Below are 19,906 nucleotides of genomic sequence, written 5' to 3'. Positions count from 1 at the left end.
CGAGGACCCAAATGGCAACTCTATGATTAAGCCTCCCCCCCTGGTCGTGACTCCGATGTTCGCATTGAACCACTAGATCCAGTGGAGTAATTATTGGTTTTGGTGAAGATAAGTTTTTAATCTCCCGGAATAAGACCATAAATAATGCCTAGGCGTAGGCGTACATCCGGTATGTCGCCATTCATTGCCGCTGGACTGGTTAAGTTTAATGAGGCTAAGGAAATCGAGAGGATCAAGGTAAGCCCGCAGTTGGTTATTTTTCTTGGTATCGCGATTTCACTACTAGTAATAATCCTTAAGTTCCTAATTCCCCTCTAAATTCCTCTTCCTTGTAATTCCACCCTCATGAACGGCCCTTATAATGTCCTTAATTAATTCAGGCTTTTCCTCAATTATCGTACCAGTAACTATCGCATCAGCGCCAGCTAAGGCAAGCTCAGAGGCCCTCTCAGGATCTCGAATACCACCACCAACAATTAAAGGCTTACTAACAAGCTTCTTCACCCTAGAAACCATCCTTGGTCTCACGGATTCACGAGCACCACTGCCAGCCTCGAGGTATATCATGTCAAATCCCATTAACTGGGCCGCGTACGCATAGGCTAGGGCGATGTCATCCCTATCATAGGGTATTGGCCTTGCATTACTTACGTAACCGACGGCACCACCATCACCAACAATTATGTATGCCAACGATATTGGCTCCAGGTTCCTAAACCTCTTTACCAGCAGTACTGAGGCCTGTATTTGGGCGCCAACTATGAAGTATGGATCGGTGCTGTTAAGCACGCTTAGGAAGAATACCGCATCAGCATGTTTGCTCAGATTCGCTACACTGCCTGGGAATAGAATAACGGGTATTTTTAAAGAATCCTTAATGGTGCTTAGATACTCATCGAGTTGGCCCTCGGATATGCCTAATGAACCACCTACCATCAATGCATCACTACCGTATTCTTGAACCATCAATGCTAATTCCTTAAATTCCCTTGCAGTGACCTTATCCGGGTCGAGTAATGTCATGTGTATTGTGCCAACCTCAGCAATACGCTTCAGTAGGTATTCCTTAACGCCCATTAGGGATGATAATTAATTCTTGTATTTTAAATATCACTCCTCAGTATATCCGGTATCCTCGATATACTCGCCCTCCTCCTCACTATAGACCTCCTCGGTACTACCCTCGCCAAATTCCTCACCACCTTCGTTAAGGGATTCCGTTAATTTCTCTTCCTGATTCTCATTTACCTCACTAAGTAGTGGATTTGACTTAGTCGTTAATTGCGTTAAAGACACCGTAACCTCCCTCTTAGGCTTTATCTGACCCTGGTAATAAAGATCCACGAACTTATTGAAGTAATCCACGGGGGGGAGTAGACCAGGTATGTAATTGAACTCAGCCTCAAGGCCGCAACTACCACAGTTAACCAGTACCTTCCCCCCCTCCTTCTTATCAATCTTCACGTTAACCAATGGAGCACCACAATGCGGGCACGTGAATATTTTGGGCAGGGTCTTCTTAGGCTTAAGCATTAACTTCTTACGGCTTTTCCTCCTACGACCCATCGAAGCCACAACTAAATCTTAATATAAATATCTTTTTCTTCTTCCAAAATTAATTAGCTTTGTGTCCTATTTAAGGGATTGGATTCAGCCGGGTATGTTCTCGTCACTAATCTGCGTAACTCTGACTCATCATGGGCATAAATTACGGCAAATCCCTAAGTTATTGAAATAATACTTAAAAAACCTTATTGAGTATTTAACTGATGCATGAACAAATTATGAGTATAGTCAATGTGGCAATTATGTATTCATTAATTGTAATTGCGGCATTAATCATATCATTAGCATTAACATACGCTGCCCTGAGAATCAAGGTAATAACGAGGGACGCTGTTATACCATCGGCGCTCGTGGGCTTCATGATACTGCTCGGCGGGCCCTCCTCAATAGTACCATTCATAGTCTTCCTGGGCAGCTCGAGCGCCCTTACCAAAATCGGTGTTGAGAGAAAGGAGGAACTTGGGACGGCGGAGGACGTTAGAGGGAGAAATTGGAAGCAGGTATTAGCTGTTGGCCTAATACCCAGTGCATTGGCATTACTCGCCGGCATGGCTTACCTAAGCCATGACGTATCGATGTATCAATTATTCTCCACGGCTGCGGTAACGGGCATCGCTATTCAAATGCAGATACCTGGGCCTCCGAGTTAGGCGTTCTTAGTAAGTCAAGGCCAAGGTTAATAACGAGGCCCTGGATTACCGTGGACCCTGGAGTATCTGGTGGCGTTACATTGCTAGGAGAGCTAAGCTCATTTCTCGGTTCGTCCACGATAGCACTTACGTACTTAGGAATTCAGTATTTACTCAAGTCCCTGGGTTATATTAATTCCGTGAATACCTGGCTTACCGTAATAGTCCTGGTCCTTGGCTATTTAGGTGAGGTTCTTGATAGTATCTTTGGAGCGTTATTTCAGCCTAAGTATAGATGCCCAAGGTGTGGTGTCATGACTGATAGGGAGGTTCACGTGTGTGGCGAGAGGACTATAAGGATTATGGGTAGTTATGACCTTGAGAATGAGGATGTAAACTTACTCGTATCGGCAGTGATTGTGGCTTCATCAATAACTGCTTTATTATTAGCGGGTCCTCACATGATTCTAACTAATTTATAAGCCGTGGGTAGTTATTTATGCCCCCCCATGGGAAGCCCTAGGTACAGGCATATTTATTGCATATTTATGCCTGGATATACAGGGCTATTACGTATACGTACCTAATCATGAACCCTTTAAATCCAGCTGTCTACGTCTACTTAATGACCCAGATAACAAATATTTACGCAGATTTCAAGAAAATCGAGGAGTTGGTCGCGAGGGGGGGCCTGTGGGTGGCTGTTAAGTACGCAAGGGGGGGTACCTGCGTGAGCTTCACACCTAAAAAGATACTCGAGTATGCCGAATTTAATGACGCAATACCCGTGGTGCTCACGCTTGTTAAGCACGTACTTAAGCAACTTAGCGATTCTGGTTATCTGCAGGTTGACAGTAGTAGGAGTATTATTAGGTATAGGTTATGTAGGGATTCAAAGCTTTGGGGGGGATTGATTAAACAGAGTAGTGGTCCTGAGGATGTTTTAAAGTTCCTTGAGGAAGTGACCCAGTGATTTAGCCATAAAACACTAATTCCTTATAACTCTCAATGAGCGCGCTTCTACCTATGGTTAGGAAGCCATTAAAGGGTGTTGGGGAAACGAACTTAATAAGTATCATTAGGAATATCATTAATACCAGTGAGGATAATGACCTAGAGTTCATGGAAATTGATGGTAATACCTTAGCCATAAAGGTTGATGGCCTCTCGCTATCAACATCCAGAATGCCCTTCATGACCTACTTTGACATGGGTTGGAAGGCCATGGCTGCGGTGGGCAGTGACTTCCTTGTAAAGTTAAGCAGGCCGCTTTATGCTGTCGTCTCCATAACAATGAGGGGGCGACTCAGATATTGATGAGTTCAGGGAACTGATTAATGGACTTAAGGAGGGAGCCAATTACCTAGGTGTGAAGTACCTCGGCGGCGATTTGAATGAGGGTCTTGACGACGTGATCGACGTCACCGCCGTGGGTAAGCCATTGGCTGGTATTATAGGTAGGAAACCCAGAGTTGGTGACGCATTAGTTACAAGACCTGGCTTTGGCTATACGGGCCTTGTCTTCAAATTATACTATAACAACGAGCTTGATAAGTGGATTGATATAAAAGCCGTTAGGGAAGGTATTGAAATATTGAGGAGACCTAAGCCTGAGTTGGGCATGTTAAATGACCTACTGCGGTATAGGGACTGTATTTCAGCTAGTATGGACTCAAGTGATGGGCTTGGCAAGGTACTCTGGACCATGTCTATAGATGGTGGCGTTAAGATAGTGGTCAATGAATTACCTGTTAATGATGAGTTCCTAAACTCCGTAAGTAGTATCACGGGCATCAATATTGAGGAGGTAGTGTTTAATGGCGGTGAGGAATTCCTACCAGTATTCTCAATAAAAGGGAATTGCATACCTGAGTTTGAGGGGCTCGGGTTTAAGCCGTTTGCAACTGTTGAGGATGGTAACGGTGTTTATTTTAAAGGCTCAATACTTAGGTATAGGGGGTTGGGACTACTTCATTGGTTGGTCAAGTACCTAAGCCTCGAGAGCCCTTATTTCACCCTTCACGAATACCTCGCGTGTCAATGTCACAATGACTATTATTGCCATTACGTAGAGAACCGTAGTTATAATGAACATTAATTGATAGGAGAACTTGGCAGGTAATGTTATCCATAGTAATGGCCTTAATGAGATTAGTACCGAGGCCTGGTACATACTCATTAACGAACCAGCCACCGCTGGTCCCCATGCACCGCCTATGTTCCTAAACACGGAATTTAAGCCCGTGGCTAAGCCCATGTTCCTCCTACCCACTGAGAACACCAGTATGTTTATTACGGCAACATTAACCATACTAATACCGGCAGATAACACAGACATTGACCCTATCACGTATGATAAGCCATAAAATGCCGTGTATGTTAGCATTAATAGGCCGATTATGGCTATTGATGAACCAATAACCGCCAACTTCTTTGCGCCGAGACTCGTAATGACTCTACCAGCTATCGGCGCAACTATCATTTGGACAACGGCCATGGGTATCATCATAATACCTGCATTCAGTATTGACAGGTCATATCCAAGTGGTTGAGGTGACTCGAGCAGGTATGTTAGGGCCTGAGCCATTAGGAATAGGGCGAAACCAGCCAGGGCAACGCCTATGTTGGCCGCCATGACATTTCTATTGCCCAATAGGTTAATAGGAACCAGTGGATAATTAACTGTTGTTTCATATAGTATGAATACTCCAAAGCCAAGCACAAAGAGTATGAGTAATGATATTACTAATGGGTCAGTCCAGCCATAGGTCGGCGCATCCGTCACGGCTATTAAACCACTGGCTAATGATGCAGAGAGTAGGAATAAGCCGACCCAGTCAATCGGCTGTGGGTTCCTAATCCTGCTTTCCCTGATGTATAGGTAAACCATTAAGTCCTCAATCAATATAAATGGGTAGACTGTGTGATACGTGGCCTGCCAGCCAAGGGTTTGAGAAACATAGGCACCGAGTGGTAGCGACACCGCCATACCAACGCCAAACATGGCGCTTATTAATCCCTGGACCTGCGGTATCATACGCGGTGGGAACTCCTCCCTAACTAGGGCGAAGGCTAGGGGCATCATTGCCATGCCAACGCCCTGTAATGCCCTACCCACCAGGAGCATTCCGTAGTTTGTTGAGAATCCCGTAATGAGGGCACCAATTGTGTACGTAATCATCGTTACCATGAGCATTCTCTTCTTCCCAAACATATCACCAAGCTTACCCATTATTGCCGAGGATAATGTACCCATGAGGATGTATATGGATAGTATCCAGGAGGCGTCGGCGGTGGATATGTTCATGTCCTTTTGAATAGTCGGTAGTGATGGTACCAACATACCCTCTGTATACATAACAACAAGTGTTAGTGTGACCAGTATCGCCGTTGCACGCCATGCATAGCAACGTCATACTCGCCCTCTAGACCAACTCCACGTCCACGCACCCACCATCACCGCCACAGAGCACTTCATAATTCACTAGCCTGCTCTGGTAATTACCTGGTCCCTGGTTGCCGTAGGAGACCTGCAGCCCACGGTTATTATTGCCCGACCTACGTCTCCTTATGGCTGCGAATATGCCTATTACAATCACGACTATTATTAGTATGAGAACAATCCAAAGCAAAACATTTGGTGCTGGCTTTACCGTTACGTAGGTCGTCACAGACTCAGTTAATGGGTATAGCGAACCCGTCTGATTCCACACGAAAGTCAGCACCAAGGGATAGGTGCCAGGTCTAGCGTTTGAATCAACATCCACCAGGAAAGTCACGTTTATCTCCTGACCCGGTTCTAGATCACCAATGAATGCCTCTGATGCCGTTAATGCCGAAAGTGGGTTGCTCGATGATACGTGAGGCTGTATTACCTGGCCCGTGGATATAGTCACCATCACGTTCTTAGCCTCGACTGGTCCCTCATTCATTATCGTGATTGTTATTGGAACCTTAGAAGCACCAGGTGATAATGTTGGTGATGTAATCGTACTGAGTAGTGCACCTAGGTCTGATGGGGGGGTTGGTGGCTGTGGATAACTAACACCCACAACAATTAGGTTCGCCCTAGGCCTTACATTTAGTTGGAAATACCTCGTTGTTGAACCACCGTCATATGTTATGGATATGCCCACCGTGTAATTACCTGGATCGCTTGGTAGGCTTATGGGCACAGTTAACTGTATCGGCTGGCCAGGTGGTATTGCACCGAGTATCAACGGCATACTTATTAATGGTGACACGCCTGAACCATTTATGAAGAGCGCAGCGTTATAGGCAATCCCAGACCCAATATTAACAATGCTCAGTATTAACTGAGCCATTGGGTAGCTCTGGAATACCTCGGGTGGGTTTGTGGCTATGGACTGAATATAGACAATGGGTTCCTGAGGAACCACCAGTGTTGCGTTGATCATATCATCAACGCCCGTGAAGTAATCAACCCTGAGCTCCAGTGTGTAGTTACCCTGCGGTATGTAACTGGGCACGTATGCGTAAAATGTCAATGGCACTGGTTGGCCTGGCGGTAGGGCTGGAAGGTGTTGCGTGGTGTTTACTATATCGAGCTGCGGTGGTGCTGATAGTAGGGTAACCGTGACATTATAGACAGGGGTATTTCCGTAGTTAGTTAGGTATATCGTAATGGGCACGTAGGACCCAGGTAATGCCTGAACCACATTATCTGGCGTACCTATCATGGCCGTCGCCTCAAAACCGGTATAACCAAGTATGGGGATGGAAACGTTCGTATTAACACTCTCTGAGGACTGGGAAGTGGTTATTGAGGGTATCGACCCCCCCATTACTGTTGGTATCTGTATGGTCACAGGCACGGTCTTGACCCCCCCGGTGATTATTGGCGTATTATTATAAAGCATGGTGGTGACTAGGGTGGTTACTGGAATCGAAATAGTCTGATAAGTAATGAGGGGCTTAACGGTAGTCGTTATGTTAACCTCGGTGTAATTAACCGTTATAGGAACTTCGTATATGCCCATGGGCACGTCAGGATCAACCTGTACATAGACAATGCACGAACTATTACCCTCAGGTGGTACAACGGGTATTTGGCAGTAATTTGATGATGAGTTAACGTAGTAAATCGGCGTTATTAATGATGAGTTTATGGTTATGGTCATGTTGAATAGGTAGGTCTGCGTTGGGTTGAACACAGTGAACACTAGGTATGAGTCCTCACCAGGTGCCACAGGTTGATTAAGTAACCAGTGGGCCAGTACTATTATAGATAGTGATATCGGATCCATCGAAACACACAAGGCAGACCCCCCTCTTTAAAAACCATTCTCAGTTATCGAATAGATATCGATGAAAAGTACGTACAAAAAATTAATAAACCAAGGACAATGAATAATGAGCTTGCGGGGGGGGTGCCCGAGCCAGGTCAAAGGGGGGGACGGGTTTAGGTCCCGTTGGCGAAGGCCTGCGTGGGTTCAAATCCCACCCCCCCCGCACCAATAATTGAAAATGGAAAATCCTTAATAATTAATAGGAAAGTTCGTATGTATTTATGGGCTAAACTTGCTTTATTTTATTATTTCATATGAGCAATTCTATATTCATTCATTTTAATTATCACCTCATTGAGATTTTGCAGCGGCGTCCCTGGCTTTTCGCCACTGAATTCGCTATAGGCTCTTGCTATATTACCTACGATCCTCTCCTTATCGTACCAATTAGCGAATTCCATGAGATCGATCCTCTGGGTAGCCTCATAAAATGACAAGCCCTCCTTAAAGTATCTCCAGGCCTCATCCTAATGTACACTAGGTAATCCCTCGCCCTGTACAGTGCCTTCCTACCGTACGACACGGGGGGGCCGTGGCCAGGCACGTAAATATCGGCATTTAATGAAGCCAAACGATCAAGGGCCTCTATTGATCCTGAGACTGAACCAAATAGTACAAAGGGTGTGCATGGTTCGGCAAACAATAGGTCACCCGTGAATACAACCCTGGAGTCTGGTATGTAAACATAGACATCACCGACGGTATGCGCCGGATACCCAATGTACTTAACCTCGATTGCCCTATCACCCGCATAGAGCGTGAGCGATTCCGAAAAGACCAGGTCCTGCGGTGTATACCTGGCACCGCTGAAATCCATTTCGGGGGAATAACTTCTCGTAAAGCCCTATCACGTTTGTCCTCATTTCCTCCTCAATGAGCCTTCTCGTGTTTACGTGGGATATCGTTACCGCATTGAATAGGTGATTGGTCCATGTGTGATCACCATGGTAATGGGTATTGATTAGAAACCGTATTGGCTTGTCCGTGACTTTCCTTATGCTTGATAGGAAATCCATGGCCATTTTCTCGTTTGTTAATGAGTCAATGACTATGGAGAAATCCCTACCAACTATTAGGCCTGCATTTGCGATGAACCAGATACCCCCCCTGGGTTGTATGTATGCGTAGATGCCCTTATCAAGTTCGATAAGGCCTGTCTGCCATTCCATGTTTTTCAATGAATAATAATTCAAATAAAACTTATAAGTTTTATTAATTGTACAATATATCAATGAAACTACTTAGTTACTTGAAGGATGGTAGAGTTAGATCCGGAGTATTGCTTGATGATAGATACGTCGTTGATTTAAATGATAATTGCTATGCGATGCTTATTGATAGGGGTGAGGATGAGCAATATGCAGAGAGGTACTGCGGTGCGGTTCTGCCGCCTGATATGTTGGGTGTCCTGCAGTCAGGTGATGAAGGATTGAAACTAATCAATAGCGTTATTGATTGGGTGAAGAGACATAGGGAGATTGCCGTGATGAGATTAATTAGCGATGTAAAGTTGAAGGCTCCATTGACCAGGGCTAACATGCTTAGGGACTTCCTCGCCTTTAGGGGGCCATGTTGAGGCATCATCAAGGAGAATGGGCACCAGGGTACCTGAGGAGTGGTTTAAAGTGCCGACTTACTATAAGGGTGACCCAGCCATATTCTATGGACATATGGAAGATGTGCCATGGCCGAGTTATGCTAAAACCTTAGACTTCGAGCTTGAGGTGGCCGCGATAACGTATAAGAAGGGTAGGGACGTGAGTAAGGATAGGGCTTACGAATTAATTATTGGTTACACGATATTTAACGACTTCAGCGTCAGGGAGTTGGAGGCGGTGGAGCTGAGGCTCCTGCTTGGTCCAGGTAAGAGCAAGGACTTTGCTAATGGGCTTGGTCCCTGGATCGTCACGAGGGATGAACTACCCGACATAAAGGGCCTAAGAGTTTATGCTAAGGTTAATGGAGAGACTTGGTGTGATACGAAGATAGAGGATATGCAGTGGGACTTTGGGGGATATGATATCCTACGTATCAATGAGTGAGTACGTGAGGCCAGGAGACGTATTTGGAAGCGGCACTGTGTCTGGGTGTACTGGGCTTGACATTGGGCGAAGCTAAGGCCGGGCGATACCGTGGAGTTGTACGTGGAGAAGATTGGGACTTTAATCAATAGGGTGATTAAGTGAGTTGTGACGCTTATTTTTAGCGCTTAAAATGGATCATCGCGATCCATTACCATAACCAGTTATTAATGATGAAGTACCCTGCCCATTGACTTATTTCGTAATTTATTTTCGATTACTTAAAAGAACATATCGAGACTTGTCTGTTGTTTCCCACCTTCCTCCTCTTCCTCCTCAGTTCTCCTTCTTTTTGTGTCTCTATTGCTCTCGAGTATTCTCTGCATGTACTCAAATTCCTCACCGATGGCCCTATACAGGTCATTTAATCTTGACTTCCACCCATCACCAAGACCTAGCATATCTATAACTAACTCATCAATGGTTCTCTGCGTAGAATCCCCACTCTTAATCCTATCATACAGTGGAGGGACGTCCATCTTACTTACCTTGTCATATATGGAGAACGCCCTATTCACTAATTCATACTTTAAATCGTAAATACTTGGAACAATCACATTACTCCAAACCCTATCGGTGTCAAGGCGTATCCAAGCGCCCTCGGTCTCCACGTGATATGCAAGTAATTGAATTAATGTAAATGCGCTATTCAAGTATAGGGTTAGTATTTTCTCGTATTTTAAAGCATCGTTAATGTCCTTAGCACCGTATTCCTTCAACCTTAAACCTAAGGTGGTGGCTGTGTAAATGATGGGATAATTGGCATGAAAGACGAGCCAATAAACGTTTGGTGACGTTATCCTGACCCTATACGTTATTAAAGTCCTGCTCGCCTTATCTCTGTAGGCTTCACGAACATCATATATAGCACTACGCCTCCTTCTGCCATCATTAAGGCCCGCTGCCTTCCAATCATCATCTTCTAGTGCGTGCTCATCCACCAACGCAAATTCGCTTTCACCCGTGATATCGAAGTGCCTAACATTAGATGCAGTCCTCAGGCTTGGCACTAGGTATTTCCTATCAATGCCTCTTTTCACGTCTGTGTTACCCAACTTGATCACAACCCTATCCCTATCCTCATTAACAAGCCGGAAACTGATTTTACCTCTGGCGCCGTATCTTGCAATAAAAAGTCTCCTTGCGTAATCCTCAACACCCTCACCGTGCCCCCTATATTTCCCGGGCCAATAAGTGATTATCTCGGCCACGTCAGAAAGCTTGGGAAAGGACCCAATCGTATCAAGTAATTCCAGAAATAGCTTTTGGGCGTTTGGGCTATTAAATCCCACGATTGGTTTTAAATTATCCACAAACCTGGTTATGAGCCTCGAAACATCGTGAATAATAACCACGTCAAAGAAATCGCTGGAGATCGAACGATGATGCCCACCCTGACCGAGCGTCCTTATATCATTCATAAGTCTCATGATGTCACCATCCGTTAGCTCCTCAATTCGTCTTTTCAGGATTATGAAGACCAGGTAATCCCTGGCCGGGTCACCCCCCCTTTTCTAGCACAACCAAGTAATCTCTATAGTGCGCACCCTCACTAAAGGCGGTCTCCACAGCACTCCTAACCACATACCTCAGTGCATACCCCCCCCTCCTGCCAAGTAGGTATTCTCTAACGCTTATTGCCGTACGGCCCGAGAAAAACTCCTCAGGAGTTACTGCGGCTATTTTTCCACCAGGTCTAATCACGTTGTCCGAGGCCGCGAAAAAGAATGCCCAATAGCCTATCCTACCGCCTGAAATTATGTTACCAAGCATTCTCACTAATTTTCCCTTTTCCCTCTCAGGAATTCTTTCTTCCCACCTCGTGAATGGTGGATTCATTATAACAACATCAAATCCCTCATGCGGTAGAGTCAGTTTCATATACTCCTCCTGGGATTCACGTAAGTATCTTTCGATGTTTTCCGATGATGGGTCATCGCCTATTACCTTTTCAGCATGTACCATCTTTTCAATACCATCACCAGCAAATACCCTTGGCTCAACCTTAACGAATGGATTCTGCAACGCCAGGTTTATTGTTGTTAACTCCTTGGCGAACTGCATAACGTCAATACCAACAATATGCTCCCTAAGGAAGATCTCATGAAGCCTATCCTCAGGAATGCTAATACCCTGCTCTTTGGCTTTCCTAAGCTTGGCCTGGTATGCCTCAGCCAATAGTGTGCCTGATCCGCAGGCTGGATCGAGAACCTTGTCATCCCACTTCTCAATGGCTAAATTAGCCAATACCTTAGCTGCCTGGGGGCTTTGTGAAGAAGGCGCCCAGGTTTTTCCTAGTTTCTGGCGGTAGCCCAAATTGATATATTCTGCCAAAGAGCTCCTCCTTAACGTGCTCAGGTCTTAATGGGTAGAAGGTATACACGTACTTAGCCAATACCTGGCTTATCCTTATGTAGGAATTAGGCTCTAGCGTCTTTAATGCCCTAAGGATATCGAGCATGTGGAGTATTGACCCCAGTATCTTATGGTAATCGCTTAGTACATCCTTACCTGAAGTGATAATACTATTATAGAGCCTATCAATGAAATCACTATACTCATCTGGAGACAGTGGGTTTTGCACCTCAGGCAATACTACCTTATTGTAAACCCTCCTGGATACAATATGTAGGAACAGTAATTGAAGGGCGAGTAGGTAAGCCATTATATCGGCTGTGTAAATCCTCATTTCCTCCTCATTTAAAAAGTCCTCGAGCATGGCCCTGTAATAATCAAAGCTACCAATGATTGCCTGGGTCCCATCGAAGTATTGCTTAATGCCGGTTAATCCCCCCCTCAGGGTTACCGCAAGTTCCTCAATAGTCTCCCTGGTAATCCTCGCAATCGTTAAATAATCAATTAATGGCACCTGCACACGCCTAAACTCAACTAGGCCCTTAACCACGGTTTCGATAAGCCCGTAGAGCGTCACATCCTCTAAATCAATGCCCTGCCAAGCCGTTAGGACCAGGCCTCGGGAAACCCTCAGATTAGGGCCTACCTTCTCAAGTTCCTCAGGTCTTACCTGCCTAATATCCTTTGGAAACAGTATTCCAATTAGGTCAAAACCCAATTGCCTGGCTATTGGGTATGTCTTAGCAATATCATCGATTATCTTCTCCGTAGTATCTATCTTAACCTGAATAAGTACTTTATAATTATCGATACGAAGCCAAATATCTGGAAAGGACCTATTGGGGAGGCTGATTTCCTGAACACCGGATATGCTGATACCGTACTTCCCAGCAATATCCCTAAGAACATTAATAATAATTGGGTAGAGACTACGCTCAGTAATTCGAATACTCATGCGAAATCACCCAACACCATTCCCACATCTTACACTAACCGTCTTATGGAAAACCATAATCACGTTTATTAATACTATCTTTAACCCAATCAATATTATATCAGTATCACCATGCCGATCCTTAAATGCTATTAAAATGAGCATTTGTATTAGGTTGTTACAAATCAAACTAAATAAAAGCTGTAATTGGCAGTATACGTAGTTCGATACAGCACCAAATTAATCGCGCCATAACCAACCCGGGGGGGATTTTGGCCGGTATTGGTGCATTTATTGTATTGGTACTCTTTCCGGGTATCACTATCATAAATTAAGGAGTAAGCAACATAAGGTTAAGATACCTGGGAGTCCAGTATTTTAATCATGATAGTCTTATTGTCATTAAATCACTGTATATCGGCCCCCCCTTTGGCGTCAACACACTCCTCTTCAGCTTCACAGAATCCACCAACTGCGTTCCGAAGTCCATATTCTCATACTTCCTAACAACCTCCATGTACCTGTCCCTATTCCTAACGTACTTAACCCTGGCAATGGTTAGGTGCGGTACAAAGCCCCTCTCATCCCTCTCACCAATGTCTCCCGTGAACTTCATTATTAATTCATGCAGGTTCATCAAGTCCCTCGCGCCCTCCTCAATGCCGACCCAAATAACCCTTGGCCTCTCTATGTTTGGGAATGCCCCAATCCCCCTAATATGCATTGTGAATTGATTATACCTAACATTGTTGAGTCTCTTCTTCAACTCCTCAACAAGCTCCCTGCTTACTTCGCCAATGAACCTCAGGGTTATGTGTAGGTTCTCGGGCTCCACGGGCTTCATGTCGACTCCAGCACTCATGAACTCCCTCTGCATCTTAATTATTGGTTCCTTTAATTGGTCCGTTAGATCCACGGCAATGAATACCCTATATAACTCCCTGGACATTAACCTATTGTTAATACGGTGATTAATTTAATTTTAACTATTAGACACCCCCCCTCTTAACCATCTCATAAATCCACTTATTAAGATACTCACACTTCTCAGGCGTTATTTCATCGGTTGTCCCGCAGATGTCGATGTACGGGCAGTAGAAGCAAGGTATCCTGGTCAGCAGGTCATACGTGAGGACCTTCATTAATGACCCGGCTTCCGTTAATTCCCTGGCCACGGCCATGCCTAGTTCCGTCAACCTTACCTTATACATGACCCTCTTGCCACTGCCAACATTCTCCTTAGCAAGTAAGCCCTTCTTCTCGAGCTTAGTTATGAATGGCATGCCAGCCTTACTCTTGATACCCATGACCCTCCAAATATCCCTGAGCATGATCTCGCCACCGGCCTTATAAATCTCCTCAAGGATTTTAGTCTCCTTATCACTCAATTCCCTAATTAATGATGATACGCCACTACTCACGAACAAAGGCAACAAAATCACCCTTTAAAAAATTTCTAATCATTACTTCAGGTAATTACCTCCCTGGTTTAAAGTACCCCGTTATACGCACCAACCCAAATAAGGCCCCCCCTACCTCTAAATACGATGCGACCTCAGTAATATGAAGATAATCAAGGGATAGAACCCAGTTTAATTTTAATGAAATAACGTTGATTCACCATCAAACCTCAATAACAATATCTATCTTAGATATGACTTCCTTATAGCGGTTCCTAATGGTCACATCAGTGACGCCAGAGGCTTCAGCAACATCACGCTGCCTCTTCCTAACGCCCATTAGAGTCACGGCTATGTAAACCGCAGAAGCCACAAGCGCGTAAAATGTCCTGCCATTGGTTAGGCGTCTACGTTGCCCCCCCTCGTTAATGATCTCCATGGCCAGCTTTGTCACGTGGTACCTAATGTCTTCATTCAGCTTAAGGGCATTGATAACCCTCTGGAGAAATCTACCCAGCTCCTCCTGACTCTTCACAACAACGTCATTATTGCCAATTACCTGCCTAACAAGACCAAGGAGCCTGCTAATCCTCTTGCTTTTCTCGACATTTAGGGCGTTCCTTAAATCACGGAGCGTACAAACAACCTTAGATCTCTTGCAGGCCACGTAGAGTAGGACTAAGGCCAGGTCCTTAGTCCTGACGCCCCCTGAGGTCATGCCTACTCGCCAATTGCCTAAATAGGACTAGGGCTTCCTCAATGACATTATCGGGCAGGTTTAGTTCATACTTAACGGGCTTAATCACATCAAGGAGCTCTGCAATTCTTCTCTCGGTATATTGATACTGATTATACCTATTGAGCCTAATTAACGCCCTTAACTTGTTATGAAGCATTAAGTTATGCCTTACACTGATTATGGAATTGCCAAGGCCCTGACCGGGCAGTGCAGGCTTATTGGCTTAGCCTCTCATGGGCTAGTGCCTCCTCGCCGCTGAATGCCTCCATTCGGGTCCTAAATCCATGACATGCTCCTCAATCACTAAGCCACAATGCCTACAAACCAATTCGCCCCCCCTTTCCGGTCAAAGACTATGTCCGTAGATCCACAGTTAGGACACACGAGCTTCTCAGCCTTAATGAGATTATTTGCCGTGACCATGTCCACCACCCCCCCTCCTTTTCCTCATATCTACGTCTCTGACATAAGCGGACTTACCCACGAAGTCCTCAGGCCTCGACAGTTGAGGATCCAGCTTAACTAGACCGTAGGGCGAATTTACAGGACCAATAATGTCGTAGAGAGACCCCCCCAGTCTCTTCATTGTATAGTCATAAACTGTAATACCGAGTGGGGGGGAATTAACGATAACCTTATCACGAATCTCCCATCGTGGGATAAATGCATGATATCACCTATCTTCTTGAGCATCTAACGTATACGTCGTATACAATATTTAAAAGTAATGCTTTTCATCATTGGAAATACCGTTGTATTACAACAATATCAGGTAAGGAATAATAAAACACGTATACACTTAAGTTTAGACACCATGTGTAGTATGTGCAATAGTGCATAATAAATATAAATACGTATAACGGTAATACCGCGTGCTTGCTGTAATTGCACTGGGTGGGAACGCCTTCGCAAGAGAGGGTGGTAAGGTTGGTTCGCCTGAGGAACAGTGGGAACGGGTTAAGCTTGCGGCAGGTGACGTCGCTGACATGATCGAAGAGGGCTTTGACGTAGTCGTTACCCATGGTAATGGACCACAGGCCGGTTTGCTTGCCGAGAGGGTTAGTGATTACCTGAGCCTTGATATGATCGACGCAGCCACCGAGGGTTGGATGGGCTACTTAATAGCCAATGCCTTGACCAATGAGTTCCTGCGGCGGGGTATTCGGCGGAGTCCCGTCATTGTTATTTCACGGTCAATCGTTAATAAAAATGACCCAGCCTTTCAAAACCCCCCACGAAATACATAGGCCCGATATATGATAAGGAAACCGCGGATAAATTATCGAAGGAGAGAGGTTGGGTCTTTAAGTGGGATATGCGTGGTGGGTTTAGGAGGGTTGTACCATCACCGGAGCCCGTGGGCACTATGGAGCTTGACTTGGTGAGACTATTATTAAGGGAGGGTTACGTGCCCATAGCCGTGGGTGGCGGCGGAATACCAATCATCAGCAATGGTGAGGTTAGGGGTGTTGATGCGGTTATCGATAAGGACTTAGCGAGCCAAGTACTTGCTAATGCCATTAATGCTGATTACCTATTAATACTGACTGACGTGGATTACGTATACATCAATTATAAGAAGCCTAATCAGGTAAGGTTGACGGAGGTCACGGTCGGCGAACTCGAGAGGTACTATAATGAAGGTCAATTCCCGCCAGGTAGTATGGGGGGGCCGAAGGTTCTAGCGGTTATCAGGTTCATTAAGGGTGGTGGGAAGGCTGCGTACATAGGACCGCTGGGTAGGGCTAGAGACGTGATTAAGGGTTTAGTGGGGACAAGGATCGTGCCTAAGAAAGCCTTTTGACATTTAAAATGGGTTTTATTTTGAGGGCTGTATCACGTTTCTTTATTGTTAAATACTGTTAGCACTTCATTACTTGCATAACCTCCTTTAAATACCGAGCCCCTCAATTCGGGTTGGTATTTGGGTATGACCCACTGCGTCATTAGCGGCACGTATATTAATCCCGATAGTAGGAAGGATAGTAACCATGAGTTACTAAATATTATGTCGTGATATGGTATGAAGGGTGCATAGATTATGAACTCCACAATTATGAAGGTAATAAAAGCCGCCGGGTTGATACCTCTCCAGTACCTAAACCTGCCCCCCCTGCTCCAGAATACATCGGTTAACTCAAACCTGAAGCGTCTTATTAATGCGTAGTCAAATATTATGATACCCTCAACAGACCCCCAGCAACCCACCATACGTCAGTAACCAATTATATAGGTAGCCGTATGCCGAGCCGTAATACGTCCACGCACCAAGCGCTATTGAAACTGCGATCACGATCAACGCTCCCCCTGAACCATGTTAGTTTCCTCGGAAATGTGTTCGCGAAGTCATACGCTGGTCCAACAGTATTTGCAAATACGTTCACGGAAAACGTGGCTAGTAAGAACAATGCGTTTAGTAGTATTGCGAGTGTTGGGCTTAGGTATAGTGTTGATGCTAGTATTGGGTCCCAAATAGCTACGTGGTATACCTGCTCTATGGCTCCCGTGGTCATGACCCCCGAGCACCGCTATTACAAGCATCATGAACGGCATAGGCACCTGACCAATCGCCTGCGCGAATTGGCTCTTGGCGAACCTGGTGTAGTCTGGCATTGATAGTGCCATTGTGGCCCAGTAGGCTATGTTTGCGTTTAGGAATGCGAACCACATTATCCAGTAATTAATTCCGGTCACCGTGGGCTTGATCGAGAATATCTGCCCGAAGTTCCAGTGGGATAGCTCATGAAGTTGTACCACAGTATTACGAAGCCAAGAAGCACCAGCGGCGCCGCGAGCCTCGCGAACCACTTAAGGGCTGGCTGTGCCTCGGGCACTGGCGAGAAGTAGAGCAGTGCTACTTGCAGTAGTATTATCGCCGCGAAAGTTGTCCAGAAGACTTGCGGGAAGGCTAGGCTTAACGTATATGGACTTGCATTACCCTGGGCCACGTAGCTCTCTATCACACTTAATTTATGGGCCAATATTGCGTATATACCCACGGCTGCTTCAGTCATTATGTAGGTCTCTATTCCCCCCCACCAACCGGCTCCAATGATTGCCCTAATCCAGCTCGGGAATATTGCGCCGTAGACGCCCCCCCACCTGGTCCTCGTTAGGACAGGCTCTGGTATGCCGTACCTCGCACCGCCATGGCTCTGTATTATCATTGGCACCAGCACTATGGCATTGCCCAGGAACACCAGGAGTATTGAGTCAAAGGTACCCAAGCCAAAGGACAGACCAACACTTGCCAGGGACCAGCTGGGCACTATGAATGCCATACCGAACCAAATAGCAGCATATGTATACCAGTCCCAATTCCTCTTCCTTATTGGCGTTGGGTGAAAGTCGACATTCCACAGAAACTTCTCCTCTGGATATCCTTTAGTTAACTCGACCTGGCCTCTTTTTGCGTCATATTTTACGGCCCCTACTCTGTCCGTTGGGTATACCAAGATGCCCTCACCACGTCTAATACTACCTTTATAAAAATTACTAATGAAATAGGGATGGTATAGATTAAATTATTACTTTTGAATTATCAATAATGAGTGGATCTATGCCCATGAATGCCGTAATTACCAAGCCTGTGGAAGGATCATTAATTGTAAAACTAAATAGACCCGAAAAAAGGAATGCCTTTAACCTCGAGTTGACCTTGATGACCCAGGATGCCGTGACCCTGGGCTGTAGAAATTATAAGGGCATCATAATAACTGGTGAGGGTAAGGTCTTCTCGGCAGGTCTTGACCTGGCCGAGATATACGGCTTTAAAAACATTGAGGAATCTAGGAGGTACTTCTCGGCAATTAAGGATTTAGCCGTTACTATTGCAAATTGTGAAAAACCGGTGATTGCCCTCGTTAATGGCTCAGCCTACGGATTCGCAACGGAACTCCTATACTTCGTTGACCAAGTCGTTGCGGTTAGAGGCTCGGAGTTTTCCCTGCCTGGTATTAGGTATGGACTCGTACCCGTGACACCAGCCTTCGCGCCATACCTCTTCGGCATGTTAAAGACCAGGTTCTTCCTGGATAGGGACTTTAAATTAAGCATTGATGATGCAGTTGATTGGGGGCTTGTCCATAGAGTAGTCAATAACGTTGACGAGGGATTAAGGGTATCCCTAGAACTCATTGATAAGGTAAGCGCGATACCGCATGATGCTTATAAGACGATTAAGAGATTAATGATATCCTCAATAATTAATGAGATTAATGATAGGTGGAATGAGTTGCTGAATATGTTGGCTGAGGAGTCACTAAAACCTGAGGTTAAGGCGAGACTCGAGGAGTTCCTCAAAAGGTAAATGCTATTAAGTAGGGTATTCATGCTCCCTTTTGATGATTGAGGTGTTCAGTAATGATGAATACCACGTATATATTGATAGCGATGCGTTGGTCTTCACGCCAATACGCATTAACGGTAGGGTACTACTACTGCCGCCACCAGGTGTTAAGCCCCCCCAATTCTACTCAATACTGGCTGTGTTGCTTGTGAGGTCAGGTATTGAGGTTATAATGCCGAGGCGTCATTTACCATGTAGTAAATCAAGCCTTACATGGGCCATCAATAAACTCCTCAGGAGGTATAATTACGACATAATCATAATGCTTGGTTTTGACCTAGTCGCGATTAATTATCCCAAGTTAGTTATTGAGTTTAGCGGTGATAGCATTATTAGGCAATTGGTTAGGTCTAACGTGCCTGGGTCAGTCCACGGCTTACCAATTAATGAGTGCACCTGGATCAAGGATAGTATTAAGAGGGCTGATTTGAGTGTTGATGAGGAATTGCCTTCGCTCAATACCATTGTCAAGATCAGGGACTTAGTACTTAATAGAGGCTTGCATTTAGTAGGTGTAAGTAAAAATAATTAATTGACCCTTTAGG

At 45.2% G+C, this 19,906-nt stretch carries 24 protein-coding genes, 1 tRNA gene and 3 pseudogenes; 11 read left to right on the top strand and 17 right to left on the bottom strand.

All coding sequences use genetic code 11. The annotated features are described in order from the left end of the window. Window positions 1-144 precede the first annotated feature (144 nt). On the top strand, window positions 145-318 hold the full coding sequence (locus tag JCM11216_RS07490; protein WP_054853795.1) for a preprotein translocase subunit Sec61beta: 174 nt from the start codon (window positions 145-147) through the stop codon (window positions 316-318). Here JCM11216_RS07490 and JCM11216_RS07485 read toward each other — a convergent pair. Further along, a complete protein-coding gene (locus JCM11216_RS07485; protein ID WP_054853794.1) occupies window positions 304-1,077 on the bottom strand; it encodes a geranylgeranylglyceryl/heptaprenylglyceryl phosphate synthase in 774 nt (257 codons plus the stop codon). The genes JCM11216_RS07490 and JCM11216_RS07485 overlap by 15 nt on opposite strands. 33 nt (window positions 1,078-1,110) lie before the next feature. Next, window positions 1,111-1,566, bottom strand: coding sequence for a hypothetical protein (locus tag JCM11216_RS07480; RefSeq protein ID WP_054853793.1), 456 nt, complete (start codon window positions 1,564-1,566; stop codon window positions 1,111-1,113). A 242-nt stretch (window positions 1,567-1,808) separates the two neighbouring features. Here JCM11216_RS07480 and JCM11216_RS07475 point away from each other — a divergent pair. From JCM11216_RS07475 to JCM11216_RS17770, 4 genes and pseudogenes are all read left to right on the top strand, one after another. Continuing rightward, window positions 1,809-2,677: pseudogene (locus JCM11216_RS07475) on the top strand (DUF92 domain-containing protein). Between the two features lie 143 nt (window positions 2,678-2,820). Further along, window positions 2,821-3,168, top strand: coding sequence for a hypothetical protein (locus tag JCM11216_RS07470; protein WP_243675685.1), 348 nt, complete (start codon window positions 2,821-2,823; stop codon window positions 3,166-3,168). Between the two features lie 53 nt (window positions 3,169-3,221). Next, window positions 3,222-3,512, top strand: a complete 291-nt coding sequence (locus JCM11216_RS17775; RefSeq protein ID WP_243675684.1) for a hypothetical protein — start codon at window positions 3,222-3,224, stop codon at window positions 3,510-3,512. A gap of 52 nt (window positions 3,513-3,564) precedes the next feature. Then, entirely contained in the window at window positions 3,565-4,293 is a 729-nt protein-coding gene (locus JCM11216_RS17770) for a hypothetical protein (RefSeq protein ID WP_243675683.1), read from the top strand. Here the strand turns inward: JCM11216_RS17770 and JCM11216_RS07460 are convergent. Together JCM11216_RS07460 and JCM11216_RS07455 are read right to left on the bottom strand one after the other, a co-directional pair. Beyond that, complete coding sequence (locus JCM11216_RS07460; RefSeq protein WP_054853792.1) at window positions 4,186-5,538, bottom strand: MFS transporter; 1,353 nt, start codon at window positions 5,536-5,538, stop codon at window positions 4,186-4,188. The two genes, JCM11216_RS17770 and JCM11216_RS07460, sit on opposite strands and share 108 nt — an antisense overlap. Before the next feature lie 82 nt (window positions 5,539-5,620). Continuing rightward, window positions 5,621-7,462 (bottom strand): NEW3 domain-containing protein, encoded by a 1,842-nt coding sequence (locus JCM11216_RS07455; protein WP_054853791.1) that lies wholly within the window; start codon window positions 7,460-7,462, stop codon window positions 5,621-5,623. Window positions 7,463-7,579: 117 nt separating this feature from the next. On the opposite strand from JCM11216_RS07455, the gene JCM11216_RS07450 reads away from it, so the two are divergent. Next, window positions 7,580-7,667, top strand: a tRNA-Leu gene (locus JCM11216_RS07450). 198 nt (window positions 7,668-7,865) lie between these two features. Here JCM11216_RS07450 and JCM11216_RS17765 read toward each other — a convergent pair. Beyond that, the gene (locus JCM11216_RS17765) at window positions 7,866-8,321 is read right to left on the bottom strand and encodes an MBL fold metallo-hydrolase (protein ID WP_243675682.1); all 456 of its coding nucleotides are present in this window, start codon (window positions 8,319-8,321) and stop codon (window positions 7,866-7,868) included. Beyond that, a complete protein-coding gene (locus JCM11216_RS17760) occupies window positions 8,248-8,673 on the bottom strand; it encodes an MBL fold metallo-hydrolase (RefSeq protein WP_243675719.1) in 426 nt (141 codons plus the stop codon). The genes JCM11216_RS17765 and JCM11216_RS17760 overlap by 74 nt, the downstream gene beginning before the upstream one ends. Before the next feature lie 62 nt (window positions 8,674-8,735). On the opposite strand from JCM11216_RS17760, the gene JCM11216_RS17755 reads away from it, so the two are divergent. Both JCM11216_RS17755 and JCM11216_RS17750 read left to right on the top strand, forming a co-directional pair. Continuing rightward, window positions 8,736-9,080: a hypothetical protein gene (locus JCM11216_RS17755; protein WP_243675681.1), complete on the top strand. Its 345-nt coding sequence runs from the start codon at window positions 8,736-8,738 to the stop codon at window positions 9,078-9,080. Window positions 9,081-9,096: 16 nt separating this feature from the next. Then, window positions 9,097-9,546, top strand: a complete 450-nt coding sequence (locus tag JCM11216_RS17750; protein ID WP_243675680.1) for a fumarylacetoacetate hydrolase family protein — start codon at window positions 9,097-9,099, stop codon at window positions 9,544-9,546. Window positions 9,547-9,806: 260 nt separating this feature from the next. Here the strand turns inward: JCM11216_RS17750 and JCM11216_RS07435 are convergent, their stop codons facing one another. The 10 genes from JCM11216_RS07435 to JCM11216_RS17725 all read right to left on the bottom strand — a co-directional run bounded on the left by JCM11216_RS07435 (window position 9,807) and on the right by JCM11216_RS17725 (window position 15,599). Next, window positions 9,807-11,015: a hypothetical protein gene (locus JCM11216_RS07435; RefSeq protein ID WP_054853790.1), complete on the bottom strand. Its 1,209-nt coding sequence runs from the start codon at window positions 11,013-11,015 to the stop codon at window positions 9,807-9,809. A 70-nt stretch (window positions 11,016-11,085) separates the two neighbouring features. Continuing rightward, complete coding sequence (locus JCM11216_RS07430) at window positions 11,086-11,832, bottom strand: N-6 DNA methylase (protein WP_054853789.1); 747 nt, start codon at window positions 11,830-11,832, stop codon at window positions 11,086-11,088. Between the two features lie 4 nt (window positions 11,833-11,836). Next, window positions 11,837-12,895, bottom strand: coding sequence for a hypothetical protein (locus JCM11216_RS07425; protein ID WP_054853788.1), 1,059 nt, complete (start codon window positions 12,893-12,895; stop codon window positions 11,837-11,839). A gap of 361 nt (window positions 12,896-13,256) precedes the next feature. After that, complete coding sequence (thpR, locus tag JCM11216_RS07420) at window positions 13,257-13,823, bottom strand: RNA 2',3'-cyclic phosphodiesterase (protein WP_054853787.1); 567 nt, start codon at window positions 13,821-13,823, stop codon at window positions 13,257-13,259. Between the two features lie 40 nt (window positions 13,824-13,863). Continuing rightward, on the bottom strand, window positions 13,864-14,295 hold the full coding sequence (locus tag JCM11216_RS07415) for a hypothetical protein (protein WP_054853786.1): 432 nt from the start codon (window positions 14,293-14,295) through the stop codon (window positions 13,864-13,866). A 202-nt stretch (window positions 14,296-14,497) separates the two neighbouring features. Beyond that, on the bottom strand, window positions 14,498-14,992 hold the full coding sequence (locus tag JCM11216_RS17745; RefSeq protein WP_243675679.1) for a hypothetical protein: 495 nt from the start codon (window positions 14,990-14,992) through the stop codon (window positions 14,498-14,500). Next, window positions 14,967-15,170 (bottom strand): hypothetical protein, encoded by a 204-nt coding sequence (locus JCM11216_RS17740; RefSeq protein WP_243675678.1) that lies wholly within the window; start codon window positions 15,168-15,170, stop codon window positions 14,967-14,969. Before JCM11216_RS17740 ends, JCM11216_RS17745 begins: the two co-directional genes overlap by 26 nt. 81 nt (window positions 15,171-15,251) lie before the next feature. After that, window positions 15,252-15,317, bottom strand: coding sequence for a hypothetical protein (locus tag JCM11216_RS17735; RefSeq protein ID WP_243675718.1), 66 nt, complete (start codon window positions 15,315-15,317; stop codon window positions 15,252-15,254). Next, complete coding sequence (locus tag JCM11216_RS17730) at window positions 15,317-15,436, bottom strand: TFIIB-type zinc ribbon-containing protein (protein ID WP_243675722.1); 120 nt, start codon at window positions 15,434-15,436, stop codon at window positions 15,317-15,319. Before JCM11216_RS17730 ends, JCM11216_RS17735 begins: the two co-directional genes overlap by 1 nt. Further along, complete coding sequence (locus JCM11216_RS17725; RefSeq protein WP_243675677.1) at window positions 15,420-15,599, bottom strand: H/ACA RNA-protein complex protein Gar1; 180 nt, start codon at window positions 15,597-15,599, stop codon at window positions 15,420-15,422. The genes JCM11216_RS17730 and JCM11216_RS17725 overlap by 17 nt, the downstream gene beginning before the upstream one ends. A 286-nt stretch (window positions 15,600-15,885) precedes the next feature. On the opposite strand from JCM11216_RS17725, the pseudogene JCM11216_RS07400 reads away from it, so the two are divergent. After that, window positions 15,886-16,817 (top strand): annotated as a pseudogene (locus JCM11216_RS07400) (carbamate kinase). 32 nt (window positions 16,818-16,849) lie between these two features. On the opposite strand, the pseudogene JCM11216_RS07395 reads toward JCM11216_RS07400, so the two are convergent. Beyond that, window positions 16,850-18,294 (bottom strand): annotated as a pseudogene (locus tag JCM11216_RS07395) (cytosine permease). Window positions 18,295-18,560: 266 nt separating this feature from the next. Between JCM11216_RS07395 and JCM11216_RS07390 the strand changes: the two are divergent. Further along, window positions 18,561-19,322, top strand: a complete 762-nt coding sequence (locus JCM11216_RS07390; RefSeq protein ID WP_243675676.1) for an enoyl-CoA hydratase/isomerase family protein — start codon at window positions 18,561-18,563, stop codon at window positions 19,320-19,322. 34 nt (window positions 19,323-19,356) lie between these two features. Continuing rightward, on the top strand, window positions 19,357-19,893 hold the full coding sequence (locus JCM11216_RS07385; RefSeq protein WP_054853785.1) for a hypothetical protein: 537 nt from the start codon (window positions 19,357-19,359) through the stop codon (window positions 19,891-19,893). Window positions 19,894-19,906: the final 13 nt, after the last annotated feature.

This window comes from Vulcanisaeta distributa JCM 11216, assembly GCF_001315985.1.
In the GTDB taxonomy this organism is placed as follows: domain Archaea; phylum Thermoproteota; class Thermoprotei; order Thermoproteales; family Thermocladiaceae; genus Vulcanisaeta; species Vulcanisaeta distributa_E.
The sequence above is the reverse complement of the archived record's forward strand: the minus strand, read 5'-3'. Positions and strand labels throughout refer to the sequence as shown.

What these genes read in the sequence shown, in the direction of transcription:
- JCM11216_RS07490 (WP_054853795.1), top strand. Translation starts at nt 145, where the DNA reads ATGCCTAGGCGTAGGCGTACATCCGGTATGTCGCCATTCATTGCCGCT.
- JCM11216_RS07485 (WP_054853794.1), bottom strand. Translation starts at nt 1,077, where the DNA reads ATGGGCGTTAAGGAATACCTACTGAAGCGTATTGCTGAGGTTGGCACA.
- JCM11216_RS07480 (WP_054853793.1), bottom strand. Translation starts at nt 1,566, where the DNA reads ATGGGTCGTAGGAGGAAAAGCCGTAAGAAGTTAATGCTTAAGCCTAAG.
- JCM11216_RS07470 (WP_243675685.1), top strand. Translation starts at nt 2,821, where the DNA reads ATGACCCAGATAACAAATATTTACGCAGATTTCAAGAAAATCGAGGAG.
- JCM11216_RS17775 (WP_243675684.1), top strand. Translation starts at nt 3,222, where the DNA reads ATGGTTAGGAAGCCATTAAAGGGTGTTGGGGAAACGAACTTAATAAGT.
- JCM11216_RS07460 (WP_054853792.1), bottom strand. Translation starts at nt 5,538, where the DNA reads ATGTTGGTACCATCACTACCGACTATTCAAAAGGACATGAACATATCC.
- JCM11216_RS07455 (WP_054853791.1), bottom strand. Translation starts at nt 7,462, where the DNA reads ATGGATCCGATATCACTATCTATAATAGTACTGGCCCACTGGTTACTT.
- JCM11216_RS17765 (WP_243675682.1), bottom strand. Translation starts at nt 8,321, where the DNA reads ATGGATTTCAGCGGTGCCAGGTATACACCGCAGGACCTGGTCTTTTCG.
- JCM11216_RS17760 (WP_243675719.1), bottom strand. Translation starts at nt 8,673, where the DNA reads ATGGAATGGCAGACAGGCCTTATCGAACTTGATAAGGGCATCTACGCA.
- JCM11216_RS17755 (WP_243675681.1), top strand. Translation starts at nt 8,736, where the DNA reads ATGAAACTACTTAGTTACTTGAAGGATGGTAGAGTTAGATCCGGAGTA.
- JCM11216_RS17750 (WP_243675680.1), top strand. Translation starts at nt 9,097, where the DNA reads ATGGGCACCAGGGTACCTGAGGAGTGGTTTAAAGTGCCGACTTACTAT.
- JCM11216_RS07435 (WP_054853790.1), bottom strand. Translation starts at nt 11,015, where the DNA reads ATGAGACTTATGAATGATATAAGGACGCTCGGTCAGGGTGGGCATCAT.
- JCM11216_RS07425 (WP_054853788.1), bottom strand. Translation starts at nt 12,895, where the DNA reads ATGAGTATTCGAATTACTGAGCGTAGTCTCTACCCAATTATTATTAAT.
- thpR (WP_054853787.1), bottom strand. Translation starts at nt 13,823, where the DNA reads ATGTCCAGGGAGTTATATAGGGTATTCATTGCCGTGGATCTAACGGAC.
- JCM11216_RS17745 (WP_243675679.1), bottom strand. Translation starts at nt 14,992, where the DNA reads ATGACCTCAGGGGGCGTCAGGACTAAGGACCTGGCCTTAGTCCTACTC.
- JCM11216_RS17740 (WP_243675678.1), bottom strand. Translation starts at nt 15,170, where the DNA reads ATGCTTCATAACAAGTTAAGGGCGTTAATTAGGCTCAATAGGTATAAT.
- JCM11216_RS17730 (WP_243675722.1), bottom strand. Translation starts at nt 15,436, where the DNA reads ATGGTCACGGCAAATAATCTCATTAAGGCTGAGAAGCTCGTGTGTCCT.
- JCM11216_RS17725 (WP_243675677.1), bottom strand. Translation starts at nt 15,599, where the DNA reads ATGAAGAGACTGGGGGGGTCTCTCTACGACATTATTGGTCCTGTAAAT.
- JCM11216_RS07390 (WP_243675676.1), top strand. Translation starts at nt 18,561, where the DNA reads ATGAGTGGATCTATGCCCATGAATGCCGTAATTACCAAGCCTGTGGAA.
- JCM11216_RS07385 (WP_054853785.1), top strand. Translation starts at nt 19,357, where the DNA reads ATGATTGAGGTGTTCAGTAATGATGAATACCACGTATATATTGATAGC.